This is a genomic window from Gorillibacterium sp. sgz306347 (assembly GCF_059735245.1).
On record NZ_JCAPET010000052.1, the window covers coordinates 1 to 21,284 of the forward strand.

Annotated in this window: 12 protein-coding genes and 2 other RNA genes; 10 read left to right on the forward strand and 4 right to left on the reverse strand. The window is 48.0% G+C overall.

Annotation, left to right across the window (positions count from 1 at the left end; translation table 11 throughout):
• Positions 1–1,437 precede the first annotated feature (1,437 nt).
• The 3 genes from rnr (at position 1,438) to ssrA (AC6I6H_RS19650) (ending at position 6,007) form a co-directional block, all read left to right on the forward strand.
• Positions 1,438–4,521, forward strand: coding sequence for a ribonuclease R (rnr, locus tag AC6I6H_RS19640; protein ID WP_497955859.1), 3,084 nt, complete (start codon positions 1,438–1,440; stop codon positions 4,519–4,521).
• Positions 4,522–4,857: 336 nt separating this feature from the next.
• Entirely contained in the window at positions 4,858–5,343 is a 486-nt protein-coding gene (smpB, locus tag AC6I6H_RS19645; protein ID WP_497955860.1) for an SsrA-binding protein SmpB, read from the forward strand.
• A 301-nt stretch (positions 5,344–5,644) separates the two neighbouring features.
• Positions 5,645–6,007, forward strand: a transfer-messenger RNA (tmRNA) gene (ssrA, locus tag AC6I6H_RS19650).
• Positions 6,008–6,233: 226 nt separating this feature from the next.
• Here ssrA (AC6I6H_RS19650) and AC6I6H_RS19655 read toward each other — a convergent pair.
• Complete coding sequence (locus AC6I6H_RS19655) at positions 6,234–11,765, reverse strand: DUF4011 domain-containing protein (protein WP_497955862.1); 5,532 nt, start codon at positions 11,763–11,765, stop codon at positions 6,234–6,236.
• Positions 11,766–12,428: 663 nt separating this feature from the next.
• On the opposite strand from AC6I6H_RS19655, the gene AC6I6H_RS19660 reads away from it, so the two are divergent.
• The 4 genes from AC6I6H_RS19660 (at position 12,429) to AC6I6H_RS19675 (ending at position 15,483) form a co-directional block, all read left to right on the forward strand.
• Positions 12,429–13,370 carry a hypothetical protein gene (locus tag AC6I6H_RS19660; RefSeq protein WP_497955863.1) on the forward strand — a complete coding sequence of 314 codons (942 nt, stop codon included), beginning with the start codon at positions 12,429–12,431 and terminating at the stop codon, positions 13,368–13,370.
• A gap of 39 nt (positions 13,371–13,409) precedes the next feature.
• Complete coding sequence (locus AC6I6H_RS19665; RefSeq protein ID WP_497955865.1) at positions 13,410–14,360, forward strand: hypothetical protein; 951 nt, start codon at positions 13,410–13,412, stop codon at positions 14,358–14,360.
• Positions 14,321–14,648, forward strand: a transfer-messenger RNA (tmRNA) gene (gene ssrA, locus AC6I6H_RS19670). The genes AC6I6H_RS19665 and ssrA (AC6I6H_RS19670) overlap by 40 nt, the downstream gene beginning before the upstream one ends.
• Positions 14,649–14,757: 109 nt before the next feature.
• Positions 14,758–15,483, forward strand: a complete 726-nt coding sequence (locus tag AC6I6H_RS19675; protein ID WP_497955866.1) for a Fic family protein — start codon at positions 14,758–14,760, stop codon at positions 15,481–15,483.
• 480 nt (positions 15,484–15,963) lie between these two features.
• Here the strand turns inward: AC6I6H_RS19675 and AC6I6H_RS19680 are convergent, their stop codons facing one another.
• Positions 15,964–16,311: a helix-turn-helix domain-containing protein gene (locus tag AC6I6H_RS19680; RefSeq protein ID WP_497955867.1), complete on the reverse strand. Its 348-nt coding sequence runs from the start codon at positions 16,309–16,311 to the stop codon at positions 15,964–15,966.
• A gap of 435 nt (positions 16,312–16,746) precedes the next feature.
• On the opposite strand from AC6I6H_RS19680, the gene AC6I6H_RS19685 reads away from it, so the two are divergent.
• On the forward strand, positions 16,747–17,025 hold the full coding sequence (locus tag AC6I6H_RS19685; RefSeq protein ID WP_497955869.1) for a hypothetical protein: 279 nt from the start codon (positions 16,747–16,749) through the stop codon (positions 17,023–17,025).
• 121 nt (positions 17,026–17,146) lie between these two features.
• Here the strand turns inward: AC6I6H_RS19685 and AC6I6H_RS19690 are convergent, their stop codons facing one another.
• Positions 17,147–18,478 (reverse strand): SEC-C metal-binding domain-containing protein, encoded by a 1,332-nt coding sequence (locus AC6I6H_RS19690; protein ID WP_497955871.1) that lies wholly within the window; start codon positions 18,476–18,478, stop codon positions 17,147–17,149.
• A 302-nt stretch (positions 18,479–18,780) separates the two neighbouring features.
• On the opposite strand from AC6I6H_RS19690, the gene AC6I6H_RS19695 reads away from it, so the two are divergent.
• Together AC6I6H_RS19695 and AC6I6H_RS19700 are read left to right on the forward strand one after the other, a co-directional pair.
• On the forward strand, positions 18,781–19,608 hold the full coding sequence (locus AC6I6H_RS19695; RefSeq protein WP_497955874.1) for an AraC family transcriptional regulator: 828 nt from the start codon (positions 18,781–18,783) through the stop codon (positions 19,606–19,608).
• A gap of 230 nt (positions 19,609–19,838) precedes the next feature.
• Complete coding sequence (locus AC6I6H_RS19700; RefSeq protein WP_497955875.1) at positions 19,839–20,204, forward strand: hypothetical protein; 366 nt, start codon at positions 19,839–19,841, stop codon at positions 20,202–20,204.
• A gap of 17 nt (positions 20,205–20,221) precedes the next feature.
• Here AC6I6H_RS19700 and AC6I6H_RS19705 read toward each other — a convergent pair whose 3' ends face one another.
• Entirely contained in the window at positions 20,222–21,283 is a 1,062-nt protein-coding gene (locus tag AC6I6H_RS19705) for a glycosyltransferase WbsX family protein (RefSeq protein ID WP_497955877.1), read from the reverse strand.
• Between the last annotated feature and the right edge of the window lies 1 nt (position 21,284).

Genomic DNA, 21,284 nt, shown 5'->3' on the forward strand with positions numbered 1-21,284 from the left:
TTTTGGATATTCCTACTGCCTTACACAAACTTCTTGACGCTACCGCTCACTCGAGTAGAACCGCTAAATAGGTGCAAAGGTGCACTAAATTTTCGTGATTCAGCTCGTTTTCTCATCAATAGTTGCAAAAAGGCAACTAAATCATCTGTTTTCGCTAATTTCCGCTGATTTATAAAGAAATAAGTGCGTTTTCGCAACTATTGGGTGCTAATGCAGGCAAATGGCAGGAAATAAGTGTCTCTATGCAATTATTCGGATAGGTACTCCTTTTTAACGATCGCTTCCTCAGTCCAGCAGCACATTTTCGGTGCCACCCCCTAGGTTCTCACCTCAAATTGATTAAAAATGGGGGAAGTGTGTAAGGAGAAAGGCACGGAAATAGGGATGGGGACTGGCGGCTGGAATGGCACATATGGGCTGCCTAGTAGCGTAGTAACTGGAGGGAGATTTTCGTAATAGTGGCGGAACAACGCCGGGGCTCCGTATCTTCCTTCGGTAATGTAACAACGAATGGGAACTAGGCAGCGGAGGCTTCTCGGGAGTTTTGCCGACGGCACGGCAGCAGCGGGGCAGGCAGTGGCTGTAAAAAAGCTGAGGTAGGAAGACCAACTGCCTAACAAAGCGACGGTTCGACGGAGCCGGTCCCGAGGGGATTTGGGCTGCAGGAGCGGAGCGTTCGCCTTTGGTTTCGGATTTCGTCCGCGAACAAGCGGTTTCCAAAGAGGAAAGCCGAAACCAACAGCGACCGAAAGCCCAAAGCCACCGCAGGGCTGGCGGAGCATGACCGAAGGTTTCAGCGGGTGCTGCTTAGCCGCCGCAGGCCGGTGGAGCATGACCAAAGGTTTCAGCGGGTGCTGCTTAGCCGCCGCAGGATCGGCGGAGCTTGACCATAGGTTTCAACAGGTCGACGGAGCCGGTCCGGAGGGGATTTGGGCTGCAGGAGCGGAGCGTTCGCCTTTGGTTTCGGATTTCGTCCGCGAACAAGCGGTTTCCAAAGAGGAAATCCGAAACCAACAGCGACCGAAAGCCCAAAGCCGCCGCAGGGCTGGCGGAGCTTGACCGAAGGTTTCAGCGGTGTTGCTTAGCCGCCGCAGGGCCGTAGCGTTTCGCGATGTTGCTCAGCCGGTGCGGGACCGGGAATGCTGACCGTAGGCTTAGAGCAGCTGCTTACCGTCGGGCGCAGTAGCACCGGCGGGGCACTCTCGTTATTTATGCCCGGGGAAAAACGCAGCGCTTTTTCGGATTCATTTTCGCCGCTTGCTTAAGTTTTGCCGCGGTTTGACCGAAAGAGAAGGTGACGGCTTGGTCGGCGCTGATTTCGGCCGATTTTACATATATGGGATGGGACGCGGGAATTGGGTAATAGTAAATGATGAAGCCCGCCCGCGGTTAGAGACTCGCAGATTCGCGCATACTAGTGACAAAGCAGGTGATGCCATGATAACGGAACGGGAATTATTGGATTATTTAGCCCGGGAGCAGTACAAGCCGATGACGTACCAGGAGCTGGAGCAGGAATTCGGCATTAACGATGCGGTGGAATTCAAGGAATTCCTCAAGCTGCTCAACACCCTGGAGGAAAAAGGGCTGGTCGTCCGCTCGCGAACGGAGCGCTACGGGCTTCCGGAACGGATGAACTTGATCCGGGGCAAGCTGCAGGCCCATCCAAAAGGCTTCGGCTTCCTCATCCCGGAGGACCGGGAGAAGCCGGACATTTACATCAACGCCAACGACATGATGGGCGCCATGAACGGCGACATCGTGCTGGTTCGCGTGACCACCAGCGGCCCTTCGGGCGGGCGGCTCGAAGGCGAAGTGGTGCGGATCGCCACGCGGGCGATCACCCAGATCGTCGGCACCTTTCAGAATTTTGAGAGCTACGGCTTTTTGATACCGGACGACAAGCGGGTGGCCCGGGATATTTTTATCCCGAAGCATGCCTTTATGGGCGCGGTGACCGGACAAAAGGTTGTCGCCAAAATCGTCAACTACCCGGAAGGCCGCTCGGCGGCGGAAGGGGAGATCATCGAGATTTTGGGGCACAAGGACGACCCGGGGGTCGACATTTTGTCGATCATCCGCCAGTTCCAGCTGCCCGAGCAGTTTCCGGACGAGGTGATGGAGGAAGCGGAGCGCGTCCCGGATACGATTTCCGAAGCCGATCTGGCCGGACGACGCGACCTGCGCGGAGAAAAAATCGTCACCATCGACGGCGAAGACGCGAAGGACCTGGACGACGCGGTTATCGTCAAAAAGCTGCCCAACGGGAACTACCACCTCGGCGTGCACATTGCGGACGTCAGCTATTACGTGCGGGAAGGCTCGGAGCTGGACAAGGAAGCGTATAACCGCGGGACGAGCGTTTACCTGACCGACCGCGTTATTCCGATGCTGCCGCACCGGTTGTCCAACGGCATTTGCAGCTTGAACCCGAAGGTGGACCGGTTCACGATGTCCTGTGAAATGGAGATCGACGAGCAGGGCATTGTCGTGAACCACGATATTTTTACAAGCGTGATCCGCACGGTGGAGCGCATGACGTACACCAACGTGCGCAAAATCCTCCAGGGCGAGGACCCCGAAGTAACGGAGCGCTACAATGATCTGGTGGACGACTTCAAGCTGATGGAAGAGCTGGCTCTGATGCTCCGGCGCAAGCGGATGCAGCGCGGGGCGGTCGATTTTAACTTCCAGGAAGCGAAAATCCTCGTGGACGAGGAAGGCAAGCCGACCGATATCGTCAAAAGAGAGCGGTCCATCGCCGAGCAGATCATCGAGGAATTCATGCTGAAGGCGAACGAGACGGTGGCGGAGCATTTTCACTGGCTGAAAATGCCGTTCCTGTACCGGGTGCACGAAGAGCCGGACAGCGAGAAGCTGCTGCATTTTGCCGAGTTCATCACGGCGTTCGGATATGCGCTGAAGGGCGGGAAAGGGAACAAAATTCACCCCCGCTCCTTGCAGACGATCCTGGAGGAAATCAAGGACACGAAGGAAGAAACCGTCATCAGCACCGTGCTGCTGCGTTCGATGAAGCAGGCGCGTTACGATTCGCAGAGCCTGGGGCATTTTGGGCTGGCGGCGGAGTTTTATTCGCATTTTACGTCTCCGATCCGGCGTTACCCCGACCTGATCATCCACCGGGTGATTCGCGAGGTGCTGGAAAACGGGGGTACGCTTTCCGAGCAAAGGCTGGAGCACCTGAACGCCCGGATGGCCGATTACGCGCGCCAGTCTTCGGAGCGGGAGCGGCTGGCGGTGGAAGCGGAACGCGAAACCGACGCCCTCAAAAAAGCCCAGTACATGCTGGATAAAGTAGGCGAGGAATTCGAAGGCATTATCAGCGGCGTGACCGGGTTCGGGATCTTTGTCGAGCTGCCGAACACGGTGGAAGGGCTGATCCGGCTGAGCTACATGACGGATGATTTTTATATCCATCATGAGGCGCAGCATATGCTGGTCGGGGAACGGACCGGCCGCATGTTCCGCCTTGGCGACGAGGTCAAGGTGCGGGTGACGAAGGTGAGCATCGAGGAGCGGAATATCGACTTCGAGTTCGTCGATATGAAGCCGCGCCGCGCGGGCGGCGAAGGCGGCTTTGGGCGCGGCGGGCGCAAAGGCAAGCCGAAGCTTGGCGGCCGGGCGAAGGCCGCTGCTGCGGTGCTGGCCGGAGCGCAGGCAGGCGGCAAACGCGGCGGCAAGGCCGGAAGCGCAGGCAAGCGCGGCCGGGGAGCTGCTGAGCGTGACGGCGTAGGAGGCCGCGGGACGGCTGCTGGAGCCGGCGGGCAGGGCGCCGAGGCAGGCGCGTATGGCGGCGGAGCTGCGGAAGCGGGCCGCGCGGGCGGACGCGGTGCCGGCGGCAAGCGCGGCCGGGGCGGCGCAGGCGCGCTGGCGGCCGGGCAGGCGGTCGGCGAGCCGGCGGGTGTGACGCCGGACGGCGCTCCGGGCGCGGACGAGGCCGACGCCGGCGAGTGGATGAGCGGGCCGATGCCCGGCGCGGGAAAACGCGGCCGCAAACGCGGCAAAGGCGGCGCAGGAGGCCGCGGCGGGGCCGCGCGCGAGGTGCGCGACCTCGCGCAGGGCGGCGCGGTCGGCGCACGCGGCGAAGCGTTCGCCGTGCGCGGCGGCGAGGCCGCGGAGCCGGCAGGCGCGGCAGGCCGCGCAGGCGGACGCGGTGCCGGCGGCAAGCGCGGGCGCGGCGGAGCGGGCGCGATGACGGCCGGGCAGGCGCTCGGCGCGCAAGCAGGCGTGCCGGCCGCCGTGGGCGGCAAGCGCCGCCGGGGCGCCGGCGGCTTCGCCGTCGGGCCGGGCACGACACCCCCGCCGGGCGGCGGAGCGGGCCGCAAAGGCGGACGCCGGCGCGAGGAAGCGCCGGGCGTGCAGTTCTACGGCGGCCCGGCGGCGAGCTGGGGCGCCGGAGCCGGCACGCGCAAGCCGGGCGGCACGAGCGAGAACGGCGGCGAGGCTGGAGCCGATTCGATCAGTGAAACCAAACCGAAGCGCAGCCGTAAAAAGAAGTAGCACGAACCTTGCATGGTCAGCCGCCCGCGTTGGGCGGCTGGCTTTTTCACGGGGCACCCGAAGGAAGTGTCAAGGAACCCGGAGAATTTCCGCAGCGGCCGGAAGGATTGACTAAAGCCGAACGCTCCCCTTGATTTGCACTGGGGGAGTTGTTACAATGAGGTCCTGAACCTTGATGGATCGGGCTTTTGCGGCGGGTTCTCCCTCTTTTTATAAGAGGCGGGGGTGCCTTTTAGGACGAAATCAGGGTGGAACAGAACAGGCGGCATGAAGATTTGGGAACGACGGATGCCGGGAGAGCCGCCAAAAGTTTGGAACAGATGAGGAGTGGGGAACATGGCGAAGAAAAGCGATGCGGAACACAAGGCGCTCGCCCAGAACAAAAAGGCTTCCCATGACTATTTCATCGAAGAAACCTTTGAATGCGGCATGGTGCTGACCGGCACGGAAATCAAATCGCTGCGCGGCGGCAAAGCGAATCTCAGCGACAGCTTCGCGACCATCCGAAACGGCGAGGCGTTTGTGCACAACATGCACATCAGCCCGTTTGAGCAGGGCAACCGGAACAACCCGACCGATCCGACGCGCGCGCGCAAGCTGCTTTTGCACCGTTCGCAGATCAACAAGCTGCTCGGGCTGGTCAAACAGGAAGGCTACACGCTGGTACCGCTCAAGGTTTACACGCGAAATGGTTATGCCAAGCTTCTCCTTGGCCTCGGCCGGGGAAAGAAGAGCTATGACAAGCGCGACACCGCAGCCAAACGCGATGCAAACCGCGACATTCAGCGGGCGCTGCGCGAGAAGCAAAAGGTGGCGCGGTAACGGCTGCTTAATCTCGTTACCTTTTTACATGCCGGATCACTAAGCAAGTCTATGGTTTAGGCCGCAAAAATTTCACGCGCTTGGTTCATTAGGCGGAGAAAAGGTTAAGAAAAGAAATTTTTTATGCATTTAAACATTTATTGGATGAAAGACTGTTTTGCTCGAAAACATGCAGAAACTACGCGGTTTTCTTGCGGTTTCCTCCCCGTTTGGGGCGGAAATGTGGTATAATGATTTTGTAAATGAGTTGCTTATGGCTCGATTCCGTTCGCACGATTTGATTCGGAAGCGACCCGATTACGGGGGCGTTTTTGGATTCGACGGGGATAGTTCGGGCATGGGTAGCGGGTAGTGGGGACGCGTCCACTTCAACAACGCTAAAGCCAATTAAACGGCAAACAAAACAACTCTCTGGCTCTGGCCGCCTAATAACGGTCACCAGGCTCCTACCTTCCATCGCCCATGTGGCGGGATAGGGGCTCAACTTTAGTGGGATACGCCGGCTAGTCTCCGCCTGGGGCTAACGGAAGAAGACAATCAGGCTGACCCGAAGGGAATCCGGTGACGGGGAGTCTCTAGGGTGACATCAAAACTGTCACTACACCCGTAGAAGTCTGTGTTGCGTTATCTTCGGACAGGGGTTCAACTCCCCTCGCCTCCATACGTAAGGCCAGTGAGTGTGCTCTTAAAGGGCATGCTCACTGTTTTTTTATGCGGATGTAGCTATACATGGTGGTTATAATGCCTTGCTGTGCATAGCTTTGTACATGTCTTCTTGTCATGCATACAGTGAGTTTCCCTGATGCTATGCGAAGACAGAGGGGGTTGACCGCCATGAATACATATAATAACGAAATGAAAAAGAGAGGCAGTGAATGCCTCTCGCAATTCTACAATGTTACAATCTTGCCGCCCGAATTTTTTACAACCCCAGATTCAATCAAATAATCACATGCCTGCTGCATGGCATGATTGATGTTGCCTCCAGTTCTGCTGAATCCAAATGCACGTGCAGTAACCAAATAAAGATTATTGGTAGTGATTCCGATACTCTTGCTCACTATTTGGAGCATAGCCTCAGCGATTTCTTCCCGCGAGATATGAGCGATTGTTCTAACCCCAACGTCATTAGAAAGGGGGACCCTCGCTTTGATGTTGTCGGCTCCCTTGATCCAGAGAAAATCCTCTCTCCGTTCTAATTTATCTGTAAGGTACCTATCGATCACATAGTTGACTGAGTCCCGGACTTTGACTGTCACCTTTTGATTTCCAAACAATCCGGCCAATCTTTTGCACAGTAATTCAAAATGGATCGGGTATTCCTTCTGGACCACATGCTTGATAACGTTCTTCAAATACGTTGTATCATCTGAAGGGCGTTTTACCTCATACACATTGGCCTCTTCGTAATAATCGAATGAATAGGGGTTATCGTATGAGTGTTCGTCATTCGATACGGGATTTTCAATAACCTCAATGCTTATCGATTCTTGATAGAGATCGTCTTGAAGTCTAGGTGTCGCTCCCGAATTAGTATTGCTTTCGGAGTATTCATTTAATGCTTTATTTACTGCCTCAAGTAGCTTTCGTCCCTCTGTTATTGGGTCTTTAATCCAGTCGGTTGACCATATGCGATAGATCTTCCAACCGATATCCTCTAAGACCGTTTGACGCAGCCTATCGCGTTCTCTAGCCGTCCGGGCTGAATGGTAAGTAGCTCCATCACATTCTATCCCTAGGACGAACCTACCGCTTAATGTGGGGTGTTTAACGGCTAGATCAATTCGATACCCGGAGCAGCCTACTTGAGTAGCTATAGAGAATCCATTCTTAACTAAGAAGTCATAAACAGACTCTTCAAACGGGGAGTCCACGTTTACTGTATCGGTATACGTTAATTCGTTAAGGATTGCGTCAGGGCCATTCATGGCGAACTCAATGTAAGAACGTAGCATCTTGACACCCTCAGCGTTTGTGCTCTCCAGCTTTATATCATTTGGCCGGATTGATCCCACTAGTTTCACGTTATATTTCGCTCGGGTAATGGCAACATTTAACCGGCGGAAGCCGCCCGATCTGCTTAAAGGCCCGAAGTTCATATACATTACACCGTTTGGATCTTTTGCATAGCCGATGCTGAAGATAATGGTATCCCGTTCATCACCTTGCACATTCTCCAGGTTTTTAATAAAGAATGCCTCTTCCTTGTCTTCATTGAAGAATTTCTCATACTCTTGGTTTTGTAAACGCAATTGACGAATGGCAGTGTCAACGGCTTGTTGTTGGGCTTCACTGAAAGTGACTACGCCTAAGGATCTGTCGGGATAATTGCGGAAATGCTCGTAAACCATTTCTGCTACACGTGCAGCCTCCTTGGAGTTACACTTCTTGCCACCCCGGTCATAAACCCCGTTCTCGACATAAATGTATTCAACGCCGTGATTAGGAACCTTATCGATGTGAGAAGGAAATGTGATTAGATCATGATTGTAGATCTTGGCGTTAGAAAAAGCGATTAGATGTTCATGGCGGCTTCGGTAATGCCATCTTAGTGTACGCTCTGCAAGAACAGTTAAAGATTCATCAAGGATGGATTCAAAGGCGTCTGTATCATCTAAACCTTCGTCATCAGTATCGTCCACATCAAAGTCGCCATCTGATGTACTCGCGGCGAAGAAGCTAGTTGGAGGTAACTGTTTGTTGTCGCCAGCTATGATAACTTGGCTACCCCTCATAATGGCTCCGATTGCGTCTTCTGTACAAACCTGTGAAGCCTCGTCAAAAATAACAACATCAAAATTATAATTATCCGCATCCAGAAATAAGCTTACTGACAGAGGAGACATCATAAGACAAGGTTTTAAGGTTAGCAAAAGGTTAGGTATCGCCCTGAAAAGTTTTCGAAGAGGAAGTATTTTACGCTGCTTACCTAATTCACGTTTTAATATCCCAACCTCATCTACGGCCATTGTAGCAGTGTTAAGGTCCGGTAACCTCGAGACTAACCGTTCTTTAATCCTTGTTTGGGCTAGGTTAAGCTGAGTCAGATCAAGGCGATTAAATTCACGAATGATCTCATCGTGACTTCGACTACGGAATGAATTAACTGTAGGAAACTTAAGGATCACTGAGTCTACCCAAAGTCGATAAAATCGCTTTAAAAAAGTACCTACAATCTGGTTCTTGTCGATCTTAAGCTCTTCTATCTTCTGGACATACTCCGCTAGGCCTTCTTTATTACACTCATCCCTACAACTACGGAAATCAATCCACTCTTCCAATGCGGAAATGTTATTTAGACAATTGCGGATCTTTAAGGACAACTCTGTTAAGTCTGTTCGGTTTAACTCTTCTTTGTTGTCGAAGAGGTCTGCATACCATCGCCATTCCTTTTGTATCTGGGACAAGCTGTCCTTTAGGTTCTTATTGTATGCGGAGACATCAGAGATGAATGATGTGTCGGAACAAATGCGATTAATATAATCTATTGGTAAGGCATATTTTTCTTGTATCTTTTTGAAATCGCCTGTCCAAGATAATGAACCTAAGATTGAATTCCAGTCCGTCTGGATACTACCATTGAAGAAGTTCTGATACGTCTCTTTAAGACGTTCACTCTCCGAATTAATCGTAAGGTCAGTGATCTGAATGATCTCGAGTTTGGAGAGATCGTCCATTACCTCGTCATAAGATAATTCTTTACTGCTGAATCTGGTCACCTCTGTAAATAGCTCATCTAGATCCTGTAGTGAATTAATTACACTAGTAATCATTTCAAGGAGTACGGGTGATTCCATGGCCTTATAATCCGAAGTTGTTGATAGTACTCTTTGGAGAATGAGCGGTAGATCATTATCTTTAATCATTCCAAGCTTCTCATGGTGCTTTTTAAGGCTTTGATAGGTAGAACCGCTATCAATAAGGAAGTTCTTAACGCTTGATTGTATTGGTTCACCCGAGAATGAGTTGATGATGCTTGAAAAATGTTCAAGTGAGTGTTCCAGTAGTTCCCAGTCCGTTAAACTCCCCGCGTAATGGCTTCCAAGCAATTCATTCAAGAGGCGATCATTCTCTTTAAGCCAGGCATGCTTATCGGAGAGATCCTTTAACTGATTTAATACGGTGATAATTGTTTGATCATCGATCTTTTGATTACTGCCCTTCATAAGGCCTAGGACTTGTTTTTTATCTGATCTATAACTCTTCTTAAGATGTTTAAACCAAGAGGTGTATTCAACTTTGAACCGTTTAAGCATAGATGAGAAGTCCAACTCAAAGATTTCTTTATCATAGAGGCTGTTGATAGAAGCTGTAATTTCATTAATTTGATCGTAGGTCTTCTTAGCTTCTAAGGATATCTTCTTAATTGCTGTGTACTTGCCCGGTTCAAACCATGCCTCGGTTGGCCTTGGATTAAGAAGTATATAACTAATAAACACATGTAGGCTCTCTAAGCCTGAAACAGAGGATTTGTATGGAAGCATGAGTGCTTCAGCAATACTATCTGCCGCGGCAGATACGGTTTCTAATATTTTGGAAACAGTGGATAGTTCATTTATGATTGATTTAGCAAACTTGATTACATCGTTTTCCGTAGGGAAACTATCAGAGTTTAATAACGGCTTAATGGCAAAGACTTTTGTTTGGAGTTGTGACTTTCTAGCTTCAGCTTGCATTGTGAAGTAATCGCTATGATACACCTTTTGCAGTTGAGCCTGATACTCCTCATACTCCTTTTTCATCTCGAGATATTTCTCTGCTTGCTGAATAAGCGAGGAAATGTCATCCGTTGTTACCCAATGGATCGGAATACTCGGTGACTTCTCAGATACATTGAGGATCTCAATGAGATCATCTATCTCGGATAAGTTCGATCCCCTATTCAAACCAACTGTTGTGTTCGTTTTGTTGATAGTCTCTAACAATGTTTCGAAGGCAGGGGCTAGCTTCCTTAGGTTTGTTTCAATGTCATGTCTTAGTTCGTGTGAAACATTGGGCACATTGCAGTTTCTCCATGAGTTTAGAGCATAATCAGCAGTCATTTTTCCGATGGTCTTGGATAACTCGTTTAGAAGGTATTTGTATCGATTCAATTGTTCCGGTGTTGTACCAGCAACGTTGTTAATGGTGAATATAACGTCGGGGGTCTCATATAACTTTGCCAATTTCCCATTAACCATATATAGAGATTGATTAAGTGGCTGGATGATCGTATGGAGCTCCGTAACATAATGGTTCAATTTTTCTCTTTGTCGCTCAAGTAATTCAAGCTGTGAGATTGCCTCTTCATGAACCTTAAATCGATTTAATGTCAGTGTGCGTCCAAGATCATTCAGAACCTCTTTCTTGTTGGCTTTATGGCTGTGCAGGGTCAAGCAAAAGTCGGAGAGGCCGGCCTGAGACAGGCGTTTATGTACTACCTCAAGTGCCGCCATTTTCTCAGACACAAAGAGGACCCGTTTACCTTCAGCAAGACTCTCAGCGATTATGTTTGTTATGGTCTGGCTTTTCCCAGTGCCTGGGGGGCCTTGCAGAACAAAACTGACACCCTTCTTTGAATAAAGAATGGCATCTTGCTGGCTGGAATCAGCATCGACAACTTGAAACGTATCAATAGCCCGTGTCTTCTTATCATGATCATAGTGATTAAATTCAGCAGGCAATGTTTTGATCTGAGTTCTGTCTCCCGATAACCCGAGAAGAACGGGATGGGCCTTAATTTTGTCTTGATTCTTATCAAGGTCTTCATACATATTTATTTTCAAAAATGAGAGTAGGCTTAAGCCTGTTTCGAAAGCTACTTCCCATTTGTTCTTAATAACTATTTTGCTAAGGGTCGAGAGATAATCTGTTATGTTGTCTTCATGTGCATCAAATTCAGGTAGAGTTACCCCAAATTCGTGTTCCATCTTATATTTTAATGTTGGGTTGATAACAACCTCGTCTTCATGTAAACGCAGGACGAAAGGGGATGTAATGGACTCTAGTGTAAGTGAAACAGGAACAAGCACGATAGGGGATGTGATGGTTTGGTCAGAGTCAAGGCTCTCCCTCCATTTGAGAAAGCCAAATGTGAGATATAGGATATTGACGCCCTGCTCTTCAAGTGCTGTCTTAGCTTTATTTCGAAGATTTCTTAAAGTCTTCTGCTGCTCTTTGATGGATTGGTTAGTTTGGATGTCACCAAGTGAAGTAAATGGCTCAGCAACTTCGTCGCCCTCATCTTCGAGTTCTTCATAAGGGAAAGGAAATTCTAAGGCTGTCTCATTCACGACTAGGAGCCTAAACAACTCGGCAAGATCAGGATTTACAATCTTTATGTTGGAACGCTTGGTTTCCCGATAATTGATGAGTCTGTTTTTCTTTCCCAAATCAAGGAGTCGCTTTTTCCATTTATCTATACGGATATCAATTGCAGCCATTACTAACACCTCAACCATCCAGGACTATAATCGTAAGGATATGGTAAACAAAATTCCTATTAATAAATTCAACAGGTAGAAAAAATCTCCTTCTTTCGACTCGTGACGGCTGTTAATTGTCAACATATATATGAAAATGTTGGCTGTCAAATATTTATCAAATTATTTCCCCGGATAAGAAAAATAAGTTTAAGAGGCATTTAATTAATGATAAGGATGAAATTGAGCAACTATTATTAAAGGGGCTGGAAATTAGGCCCAAATCCAGTAACTGCTTCAGGTAATATTTATAAAAATGAGCAGCAGAGAAGAGCTAATTTTAAGTGGGATACAATTGTGAAAAAGAGTATACCAATAAATAAATACCAGAGCATAAATGCACCCTATTTAGTTCTACACGGTATGGAACGGAATACTGCGAATGTACCTGACTTTATTAATTATGCAATAGCAATCACTGTACATTATAAAAACTATATGGGAAATGCCTACAATAAAACAATAGAAAATTTCAACAAATTAGAGGTTGCTAGGATTAGATCGATCAATGAAGTCATGGTAAGAGGCTAGATAATTCTCGAGTTACATATGAGTCATCGATAGAGGCAGTCAAGGCTAAGAGATTTTGTTATGCAGTGACTGCCTTTTTTACAAGCGTACAGAATGAAATGGGTGAATATTTTGTCAATTAAGATTACCGAAGCAGTATATAGAAAGAAAAAAACAGATGGGACCGAGCTCATACTTTACTTAAACCCGAGTGATTTAGATAAGGAGAGCTACGAAACAATATACAGGGATCATTTATATTGTCCACATCCTAATTGTACTGCAAAACTTATATTTGTATCTGGCAATGTTCAAGTCAATCATTTTCGAACATGGAGAAAAAGTGAAACGGAACCATTAAAAGGACTACATATTGAAGGTTGTCCTAATGGTATTGAGCAGGAAGAGTCTGAAAATTCTCGTCGTAGAAGGGATCCTTCTTATAAGTATAATATATCTGATGAGCATATGAGTTCAGTTTTGTCGCGTGCGTACAGAGCTTTTCTGCAGAAGCAAGGAACTTCTGGGCTTTCATCAGGCGAAGGGACTATCAAGGCTGATGGAGTCAGAGGCGGTGGGAAAATAGACTCTACGCTCCTTCCGAGCGGCTTGAGTGCATTGTTTGGTGAAGGTGAAGATGTTACAGAGGGCCGAGAGCCGCCCATACCTGTTAGAAAAATTGAGAATATTGATGAAAAAGACATTGGGCAAGTAAGGTGTGTTGTGGGAGAGGTTTTGAAGTTTTATTGGAATGAAGAAAAAAAGTACGCCTATATTAATTTGAAAATTAATAATAACAAAAAGGTAAAGGTTCATTTTAATGAACGTTTTGAAGCAAATAACCGCCCTCAATTTAGACTTTTTGGTTTTCTGGAGGACTATATAAAACATCTTGAAACAAATAATACGTCAATTATATGCTGCTGTATTGGTGAGTTAAATATGAATAAGTCGGGCATAGACGTTAGACCGGACCGTTACTCTGCCTTTAGTGTAAATAACAAGAAATTGTATGCTATTGTGCATCAGGTAAGAGGATCTGAAAGCTTGGATTAATTTTCGCGTTAGTATCTTGAATGTATGGGGGCGAGAAACGTGGATGATAAGCTTGGATTAAGTCTGTTGGAAAATGGATTAGATTTCGTTGAATCCGCTTTAGATTACTTGCTCAAAGAGGAGAGGGATAGTGACTTAAAATATGCGGTACTACATCTATCATCAGGAACTGAGCTAATATTAAAACATAGACTTGTCCAAGAACATTGGTCATTAATATACAAAGATGTATCTAAAGCCAATTTACTGAGCTTTAGAACCGGTGACTTTGTCAGCGTTGATCAGGATGAATGTATTTCTCGGCTGCAAAATATATCTGGGATAGAATTGAGCAAGCCAGCAAAAGACGAATTAAAAGTCTTAAAGGCCAAGCGAAATAAATTCATTCACTTTACATCGGAAGAATCAATAACCGCTTTAAAATCTTCTTTCTACAAAGTACTTAATGTGGTTGTTGACTTCATACTTAAGAATCTCGATAGAGATGAATTCAATGAAGCAGAAAAAGACTTATTTCAATCAGTGTGGGAAAGAGTACAAGAACTTAAAGGGTTTGTTGAGGAACGAATGGATTTAATTAAGGCTGACTTAGAAAAAGAATCAGGTAACAGTTTTATTACAAACTGTAATCATTGCGGTCAAGATGCCATGATTGTTGCTTATGATGGCGACACAAATGCAAAATGTTTATTCTGTGAACATCACGAAGATGGAGAGGTTCTAGCACAACATTACATTGAAGAAGTTCTTCATATTAGTCAGTATGAATGTGTAACTCAGGGTGGAGAATATCCCTTATACACTTGTGATGAGTGTGGTAAAGAGTCACTAGTAGGAGATGAGGACAGATGGGTTTGTTTTTCATGTGGTTATGAGGGGGACCCTAGCGATATTAGCTATTGTGACACTTGTGGGACGGTTTATACTGTAGGTAAACATGATATTGGAATGTGTGACAGTTGTATAGACCATCGTATGAATCGTGACTAAGCTAACGCCTATTAAACGGCAACCGTAATCAATCTCTGGCTCTGGCCGCCTAATAACGGTCTCCAGGCTCTTACTCTCTATCGCCCATGTAGCGGGATAAGGGCTCACTCTTAGTGGGATACGCTGTCACATCTCCGCCTGGGGAGTGCTGAAGAAGACAATCAGGCTGACCCAACGCGAAGCCGGTTACGGGGCGTCGCTCGGGTGACATCAAAACTGTCACTACACCCGTAGAAGTCTGTGTTGCGTTATCTTCGGACAGGGGTTCAACTCCCCTCGCCTCCATCATGTAAATCCACTATCGAATGAGGTAGTGGATTTTTGCTGTTTGGTTTAAGATTCAAGCTGATGTATAATTAATCCAATTCGTTTTTTTGATCGGAGTGAATATCCAATCATGTTCCTGGAGATTGATGAAAAGAAACAGCTTCTGGATCAAAAGAGGCCGCTGCCGATACATACCCTGCGCAGCATTCGGGAGCATATGATAATTAACTGGACTTATCATTCCAATGCCATCGAAGGCAATACACTTACTTTATCGGAGACGAAGGTTGCCCTTGAGGGGATCACCATCGGCGGGAAGACGATTAAAGAGCATTTGGAAGTCATTAATCATAAGGATGCTATTCTCTACGTGGAGGATATTGTTAACCGTAGAGAACCATTGTCCGAATGGCAAATCAAGAATATTCATCGTTTGATCTTAAAAGGGATTGAGGACGAGCATGCAGGTGTTTACAGGAAGGAAAATGTCATCATAGGCGGAGCACTCCATATTCCTCCTGATTTTGTTCGTGTCCCGGAACAGATGGAGCAGCTAGTTCGGTTCTATAAAGGTTGGGAGTTGGATGCACATGCAGTTGAAAGAGCGGCTTTGCTTCACAGTGAGTTTATAAAAATACACCCGTTTATTGACGGTAACGGAAGAACGGCACGATTGCTGCTTAATTTTGAACTCATGAAGAGCGGTTACCCGCCGATTGTTATCGAGAAAGAAGATCGGGCGGAGTACTATGCCGCACTCGATCGCGCCCACACAACAGGGGATTCGACACCTTCTATTGCACTCGTTTCAAGAACGCTTAGTAAGACATTTGATTGGTATCTGAAACTGCTGTAGAAGGTACGGATGTCCGGTAACCAACAGTGAACATCTGTAGACGTCTATGTGCCGTTATTCTCTAATTTTGGGTGACTTAAGCGTGAGTTCATGCAAGGTTGAAATCAAATTGATGTTCATGATATCGTCGGATTCGGTTTCATTCGAGCAGCAAAGCTTATCATTGATACGAGCAAGCTACTGGCTTATGCAGCGGACAAAGCTACCCCCAAACAGTCCCAGCATCAGACGGTAGTGGGTTGTGGAATTTCCGCGTCTCGCCCCCATTAAAATATCAGAAAAAGCGGCCGGTAAGGCCGCTTTTTTGTTATTTAACCATCTTGCACGATGGATGCGGTTCGCAAATGGACGGGCTTTTAGAAATGGGCCGAATGTTTTCCCGGCTCTCCATCTTTTTTTCGATCACGGAATGTTGCTTTTGTACGAACCCCAAACCATTAGAATAATACCCATTGTAATTATATTTGAGGAATGATAGAACTATTTTTTCTCATCACGAAACCGAAGAAGCTGCTTAACGAACTTATATACCGCTTCTTGTTCCGCTGCCGTCCGGCCTTTGAGCTCGTATAAGATTTTTTCCACGTAAGGCATTTCGATCTCTTCTGAAGATAAATTATCGAATAGGAATAGCTCTTCCAGCCCGATTTGCAGAGCCCCGGCTATTTTTTCAAGGCTGTCAATGGTCGGGCTTTTTTCCGCGCGTTCTATTTGTCCGATGTAGACGGGATTCATCCTCGCTTTTAAGGCCAGATTTTCCTGGCTTAATCCTCTGATCTGGCGGATTTTTCGTATATTCTGACCCACCAATATTGCCGCTTTTGACAAGTGACTCACTCCAATCGGGGCGTTACCATCTAAAAAAAACATAGAGCGAAAATGAAGGAACGACAATTTACTATAGACGTTATATAAAAACAATCCTATAGGCATTGAAAAGCAAATTCATATCTCATATACTTGTTATAGGAAAATTGACCCACATGATGAGTGCGTAGTACGAGAGCGTAGATGGGAGAGAGCAGTCGTAATAGGCAAACAAATTGCCTCCGAGATTCGAGTTTGTGGCGGAAGGTGAGAAAAACGAATTGCATAGCCGATTGCCGTCATCAACAAAGAACGCAAATGGATGAACTGGGGGAGGCTGAGTTCCACCTCTAGTCATCGTCCATGTTTTCATCCCTGCCACGAGACAACTTAGTACACCTTAATAAACGATCATGCCGCATCTCTCGAACAATACCAGTGAGGGGGGAGTAACTCATGACTGAGGTCTATGATTTTTATGAGAAGCTGGTTGATGAGGAAGAAGAACTGTTGGAGAAAATCAAGCTGTGTGAAGGCTGCCAGTGGACCCTGTTGGAATACGTCAGTCGATACGGTGAAAAGGGGCGGACGATCGGCGAGGAGATCGCAACTTCTGTCCATACCATGGAGCAGGACCTGCGAACGGAGCTTCTGCATTTGCGGTTGGAAAAAGGATTTTTGGCCGAGCGAATGAAGAGAGATGTAAAGGGGCAAGAGTTGGATGATGGGGAATGAAACGAATTCTTTCTGCCGTGCTGGAATGATTCCCGACCGGCGGCTTTCTCGCGCTCCATACCAAAAAAGCACCCCAAAGGGGTGCTTTTTCCAATGGATATGAAAAGCAAATAGCACCGGCTTATTTCCTTCGCTCCGGAAGAAGCCGCAGCAATTCGGGACGGGTTATCCAGAGGTGGCGGTTAAGGAGCGCGTAGGCAATGGCTTCCCGATCATCTCCATATCCGATGTAATCGGGCATGCTGCGGGGAAGTCCTTTCTTGCCCTGAAGATACGCAGGGACGAATGGATTTTGCTCGACTGCTTCATTTATAAGCGAGGAGATCTTGGGGGATCGCCCGTTTTGCCCATATTCCACAAGGACGCGGCTGTAATTAAAGAAAGCGCTGCTGTCTTCATCGTACTGCCGGATAAGCTGCTCCGCGGCTTCCCACTTCATCGTCTCAATATAAGCGGAGAGGAGCAATTCGCGTACCCCCTGATTATCCATTGGGTTAAGCTTCAGCAGCTCGCGGTAGTGTTCGATTGCTTCGGGCATCTTGTCCAATAGGGCGCATGCCTCCGCATACCCTTTTTTTGCCCGCATATAAGGCCGTGTAGGCAGGTAGCCCCAAAAGAACCCTTCATGCTCCTTGAAAAAGGCTTTACCTAACCGCTTTTCTTCAACCAGCATCCCTTGTTTGTATAGGTAGGCCATTTCTTTTGGCGTGGATGCACATTCGGCAAGAATATTGTAAGCATCCCCGCAGGTTGGGTCCAGCTGAAGCGCATCCTGAGCCAGCTTCATTCGGCGCTGCGGATTCGGTTCGTTCAATGCCCTGTAGATAAGATCGGCCGCTTGATCTTCATTCTTCGACTTTTTGCTTGGGGAAGGCTTGCCGTTTATATTCTGTTGAAGAAATTCGTTCATTTCTTCCAGAGTGTCAAAGTTTTGCTCTTCAAGCAGCGCAGAAAGGCGAGCCATCTCCCGTTCCATGTTATGGGGGTTCGGAGCTGCTGGGCCTTCGGCAGCCAGATCATCCAAAAAATCGAAGAGCTGATTGGCCCGCTGGGATAAGGTCGCGACCGAGACCTTGTATTTTTCGGCCAGCCCCTTTTGGGTGGTACGATAGCCGTAAATCCGGCAAAGAAGATATTCTAACGCCGAAGGGTAGGCACCCAGCTTCTGGGTGACCGGATTCACCTCGAACACGAACTTGTTCCAAATAAGAAGTAAGCTGGCGATGTGTTCCTCTTCATATAAGCCTGAACTCCCATCATAAAAATGATGGGCAATCTGCCGGTGCAGCTCATTTGGCCACTTCAGCTCATGATCTATGGTGTCTGCCAAAGACAGAGGCTCCGGAGCGGATAGACGGGTTACGTTGGCTGCTTCGTCTTTGCTCAAACAGCACTTTTTGTATTTCAGGCCGCTTCCACAGTAACAAGGGTCGTTTCTGCTTAATTTTTTCATGGGACCCTCCTTGCTTGGTCTGTTCTTTTAAGAACCCTTACTTCCGATCCTACCCTTATCGTGCTATCGAATCAAGTGTACAATCTGGATTTCTCGCAACAGAGCACGATGGTTCCGCTCCTCCGCAATCACTTCTGGCGGAATCTTTTCCTATAACCAATATTCCATGTGCTTCCAATGTGCAAGGAGGGTTAAACTGGATATGGGAGAGATATTTAAAGAAGCCCACTATGGAAAGGTGGGTTTTTTGGATTGCTTATGACTAGAAACGAAAACTTCCGGAAAAAGAAGGGGAAAGCAAGATGAACCCGTGTCTTTATGTTCCCGTACAGGCGCATTCAACAAACTTATCTTCTCCAGGCAGATATCGCGAATGGAAGCCTGCCGCCGAGCTTGAAAAATATATTTTTTGTTATTGGTATGCGATGCAGGTGGAAGCTTCAAAGAAGGAACGCATCGACAGCACGGAGATGATTGTGCCGGACGGTTGCATGGATATTGTGTTTCGAATCAGCGGAGTTTTGCCGCATATCCAGTGCCTCGTTATCGGTACGGTGGATCGGGCCCTTTGGATTGATATGGAGTTTGAACGGGTGGAAACGTTCGGCATTCGTTTTTATCCGGGAGGACTACAGCCTTTTATAAGGGAGTCCGCCAGTTTATTTACCAATCGTATGGTGAACCTCGCGGAGGTTGCGAACGGGTTTGCCAATGAACTGAGGGGGCAGCTTTACGGGGCTTCATCGATCCATGAGGCCGTCTGCAGAACGGAAAGATACATGCTTTCGCGGTTATCCGGCCATTTGGCTTGGGAGGATACGTTTCGTAATTGCCTGGGGCATATTTATCGGGCAAAGGGAAACATACCGGTCAAGGAGATCGCATCCAGAGAGGCAATCAGTGAGAGACAGCTGATGCGGATATTCTACGATCGGATTGGCATAGGGACGAAAACCTTCTCCAGGATCATAAGGTATCAGCAAATGCTGCGGCTGCTGAACGGCAATGAAAAGATGACATTGACTCAGGCTGCACTGCGCAGCGGTTATTATGACCAAGCCCACGGCATACGGGACTTTCTGGATTTCAGCTCCATGCTCCCTTCCGACTACCTCAGATCCCGCATGTAATTCGGTCTGTTTTGTACAATCGGTTTTGTACGGATCACGGGTATCATGAAATCAGAGGCTATTGAAGGGCGGGGGAGGTGAGGGGACCGCAATTTCAAATAAACTGTAAAATTCTTAAAGTCGCTTTTGATATAGTCTGGAAAATCCGCAGAAAAATGTAGTAATTATACTATAACCAAGTTGCTGAACCTACATATGATAAATACAAAACCTAGAAAGGAATGATGATATTGCCTACATTTGATACGGTTTTGGTAACAGGCAACCAGACTGTAATGCAAGATATGCAGGTCAATGGAAATCAAACGATTCAAGGGCACCTTCAGGTCAACGGCAGCGAAACGGTGTTCAATCACTTGAGCGTCGGCGGCACGGTAAACACCGGCGGCAGCGTCTCCGCCGTCTTCCGGCTGGCTTCCGGCACCCAGGCGACACTTCCGGCCAGTGTGCCGAGCCCCCAACAGGTTCTTTTCTATTCTGCCGGCGCTACGAATCAGCCAGGTTTAGTGCTAAGGGGAACGGATGGGTTCGACTATGTCGTATTCATTGTCGTATCCGGGGGGACGCCGAATCTTGCGATCCAGCGCATTACGTGATGGATTGAAATACCCGGTTACGGTTGCACACCGGCCGACCGCAACGCTCTTTGAACTGCCTCCAAATATCCGTATCCCGTGTGTTTGTCGGGCTCCAGATAGGTTCCCTCGGCCCATTCGTTCCAGGCGTTTATAAAAAGAAACTCGCTCTTATATAACTTGACGGCGCGTTCAATTTGCCTGGACAGGTACCAGCTGAACTTTGCAGGGGTTGCGCCAATGCAGCTCTGCCCCTTGTATCCACGCCGTGGAGTGTTATCCCAATTCACATAGGCTCCGGGAAAGATTTGTTCACCATTTCTATGATGCGACCGGTTCAGAATCGTGAGCCATACGTCGTCATAGTCAAAGACAAGGTGTTCCTGATCGCCTATTCTCAGAAAGCGCCACAAATGCTTGGCGCCGCTATGAGCAAACGTATAATGGGGCTCGAATTCCACGCTAGCGTTAAATCCTTGCTGGTTGAGAAGCTCAAAGCCTCCCAACGTACGGACAAAATAAATGCCGTTTAAGCCATTTTCAACCGCCAGCTTATTCCATAAAGCAATCATATCCTCGCAGCGGGGAAAGTTTCCGGGGCGATAGATCAGAAATATCGGTTTCCCTTCAACGAAGATGTACCGCTTATCCCGAAAAGCCGGCAGCAACGCATAGAAATGAGTCTCCCAATCGCCCTCGTCGCCATAATCTTGCCCGATCAGGAGCTCCTTGTCACCCCCGTCCCATCTGCGCGTCCAGGATTCATTGGCCCACGACAAACAGAAGGGAAGGTTTGGTTCGCCAAGCTCTAGGACCTGCTCGAACGGCTTTTCAAGCAGCCGTTTTCCTTTAAACCAATAATGGTAGTAACAAAAGCCGTATATACCGTACGTTTTGGCTAACTCTGCTTGCCAATAGCGAGCGGACGGTTCCAATAGATTGTAGTAATAATCCGCGTACGGCTCCTTTGGCTGCTTGTGACCCTCGTATAAAGGAAGAGTCTTTCTGGTATTGGTCCATTCCGTAAACCCTTCTCCCCACCACAAATCATTCTCGGGTATCCGATGAAACTGGGGCAATAAAAAAGCGATGAGCTTCAAT

Excerpts from the sequence above, each read along its gene's own strand:
- AC6I6H_RS19685 (WP_497955869.1), top strand. The coding sequence starts at position 16,747 with ATGACTGAGGTCTATGATTTTTATGAGAAGCTGGTTGATGAGGAAGAA.
- AC6I6H_RS19655 (WP_497955862.1), bottom strand. The coding sequence starts at position 11,765 with ATGGCTGCAATTGATATCCGTATAGATAAATGGAAAAAGCGACTCCTT.
- AC6I6H_RS19675 (WP_497955866.1), top strand. The coding sequence starts at position 14,758 with ATGTTCCTGGAGATTGATGAAAAGAAACAGCTTCTGGATCAAAAGAGG.
- rnr (WP_497955859.1), top strand. The coding sequence starts at position 1,438 with ATGATAACGGAACGGGAATTATTGGATTATTTAGCCCGGGAGCAGTAC.
- AC6I6H_RS19690 (WP_497955871.1), bottom strand. The coding sequence starts at position 18,478 with ATGAAAAAATTAAGCAGAAACGACCCTTGTTACTGTGGAAGCGGCCTG.
- AC6I6H_RS19660 (WP_497955863.1), top strand. The coding sequence starts at position 12,429 with ATGAAATGGGTGAATATTTTGTCAATTAAGATTACCGAAGCAGTATAT.
- smpB (WP_497955860.1), top strand. The coding sequence starts at position 4,858 with ATGGCGAAGAAAAGCGATGCGGAACACAAGGCGCTCGCCCAGAACAAA.
- AC6I6H_RS19695 (WP_497955874.1), top strand. The coding sequence starts at position 18,781 with ATGAACCCGTGTCTTTATGTTCCCGTACAGGCGCATTCAACAAACTTA.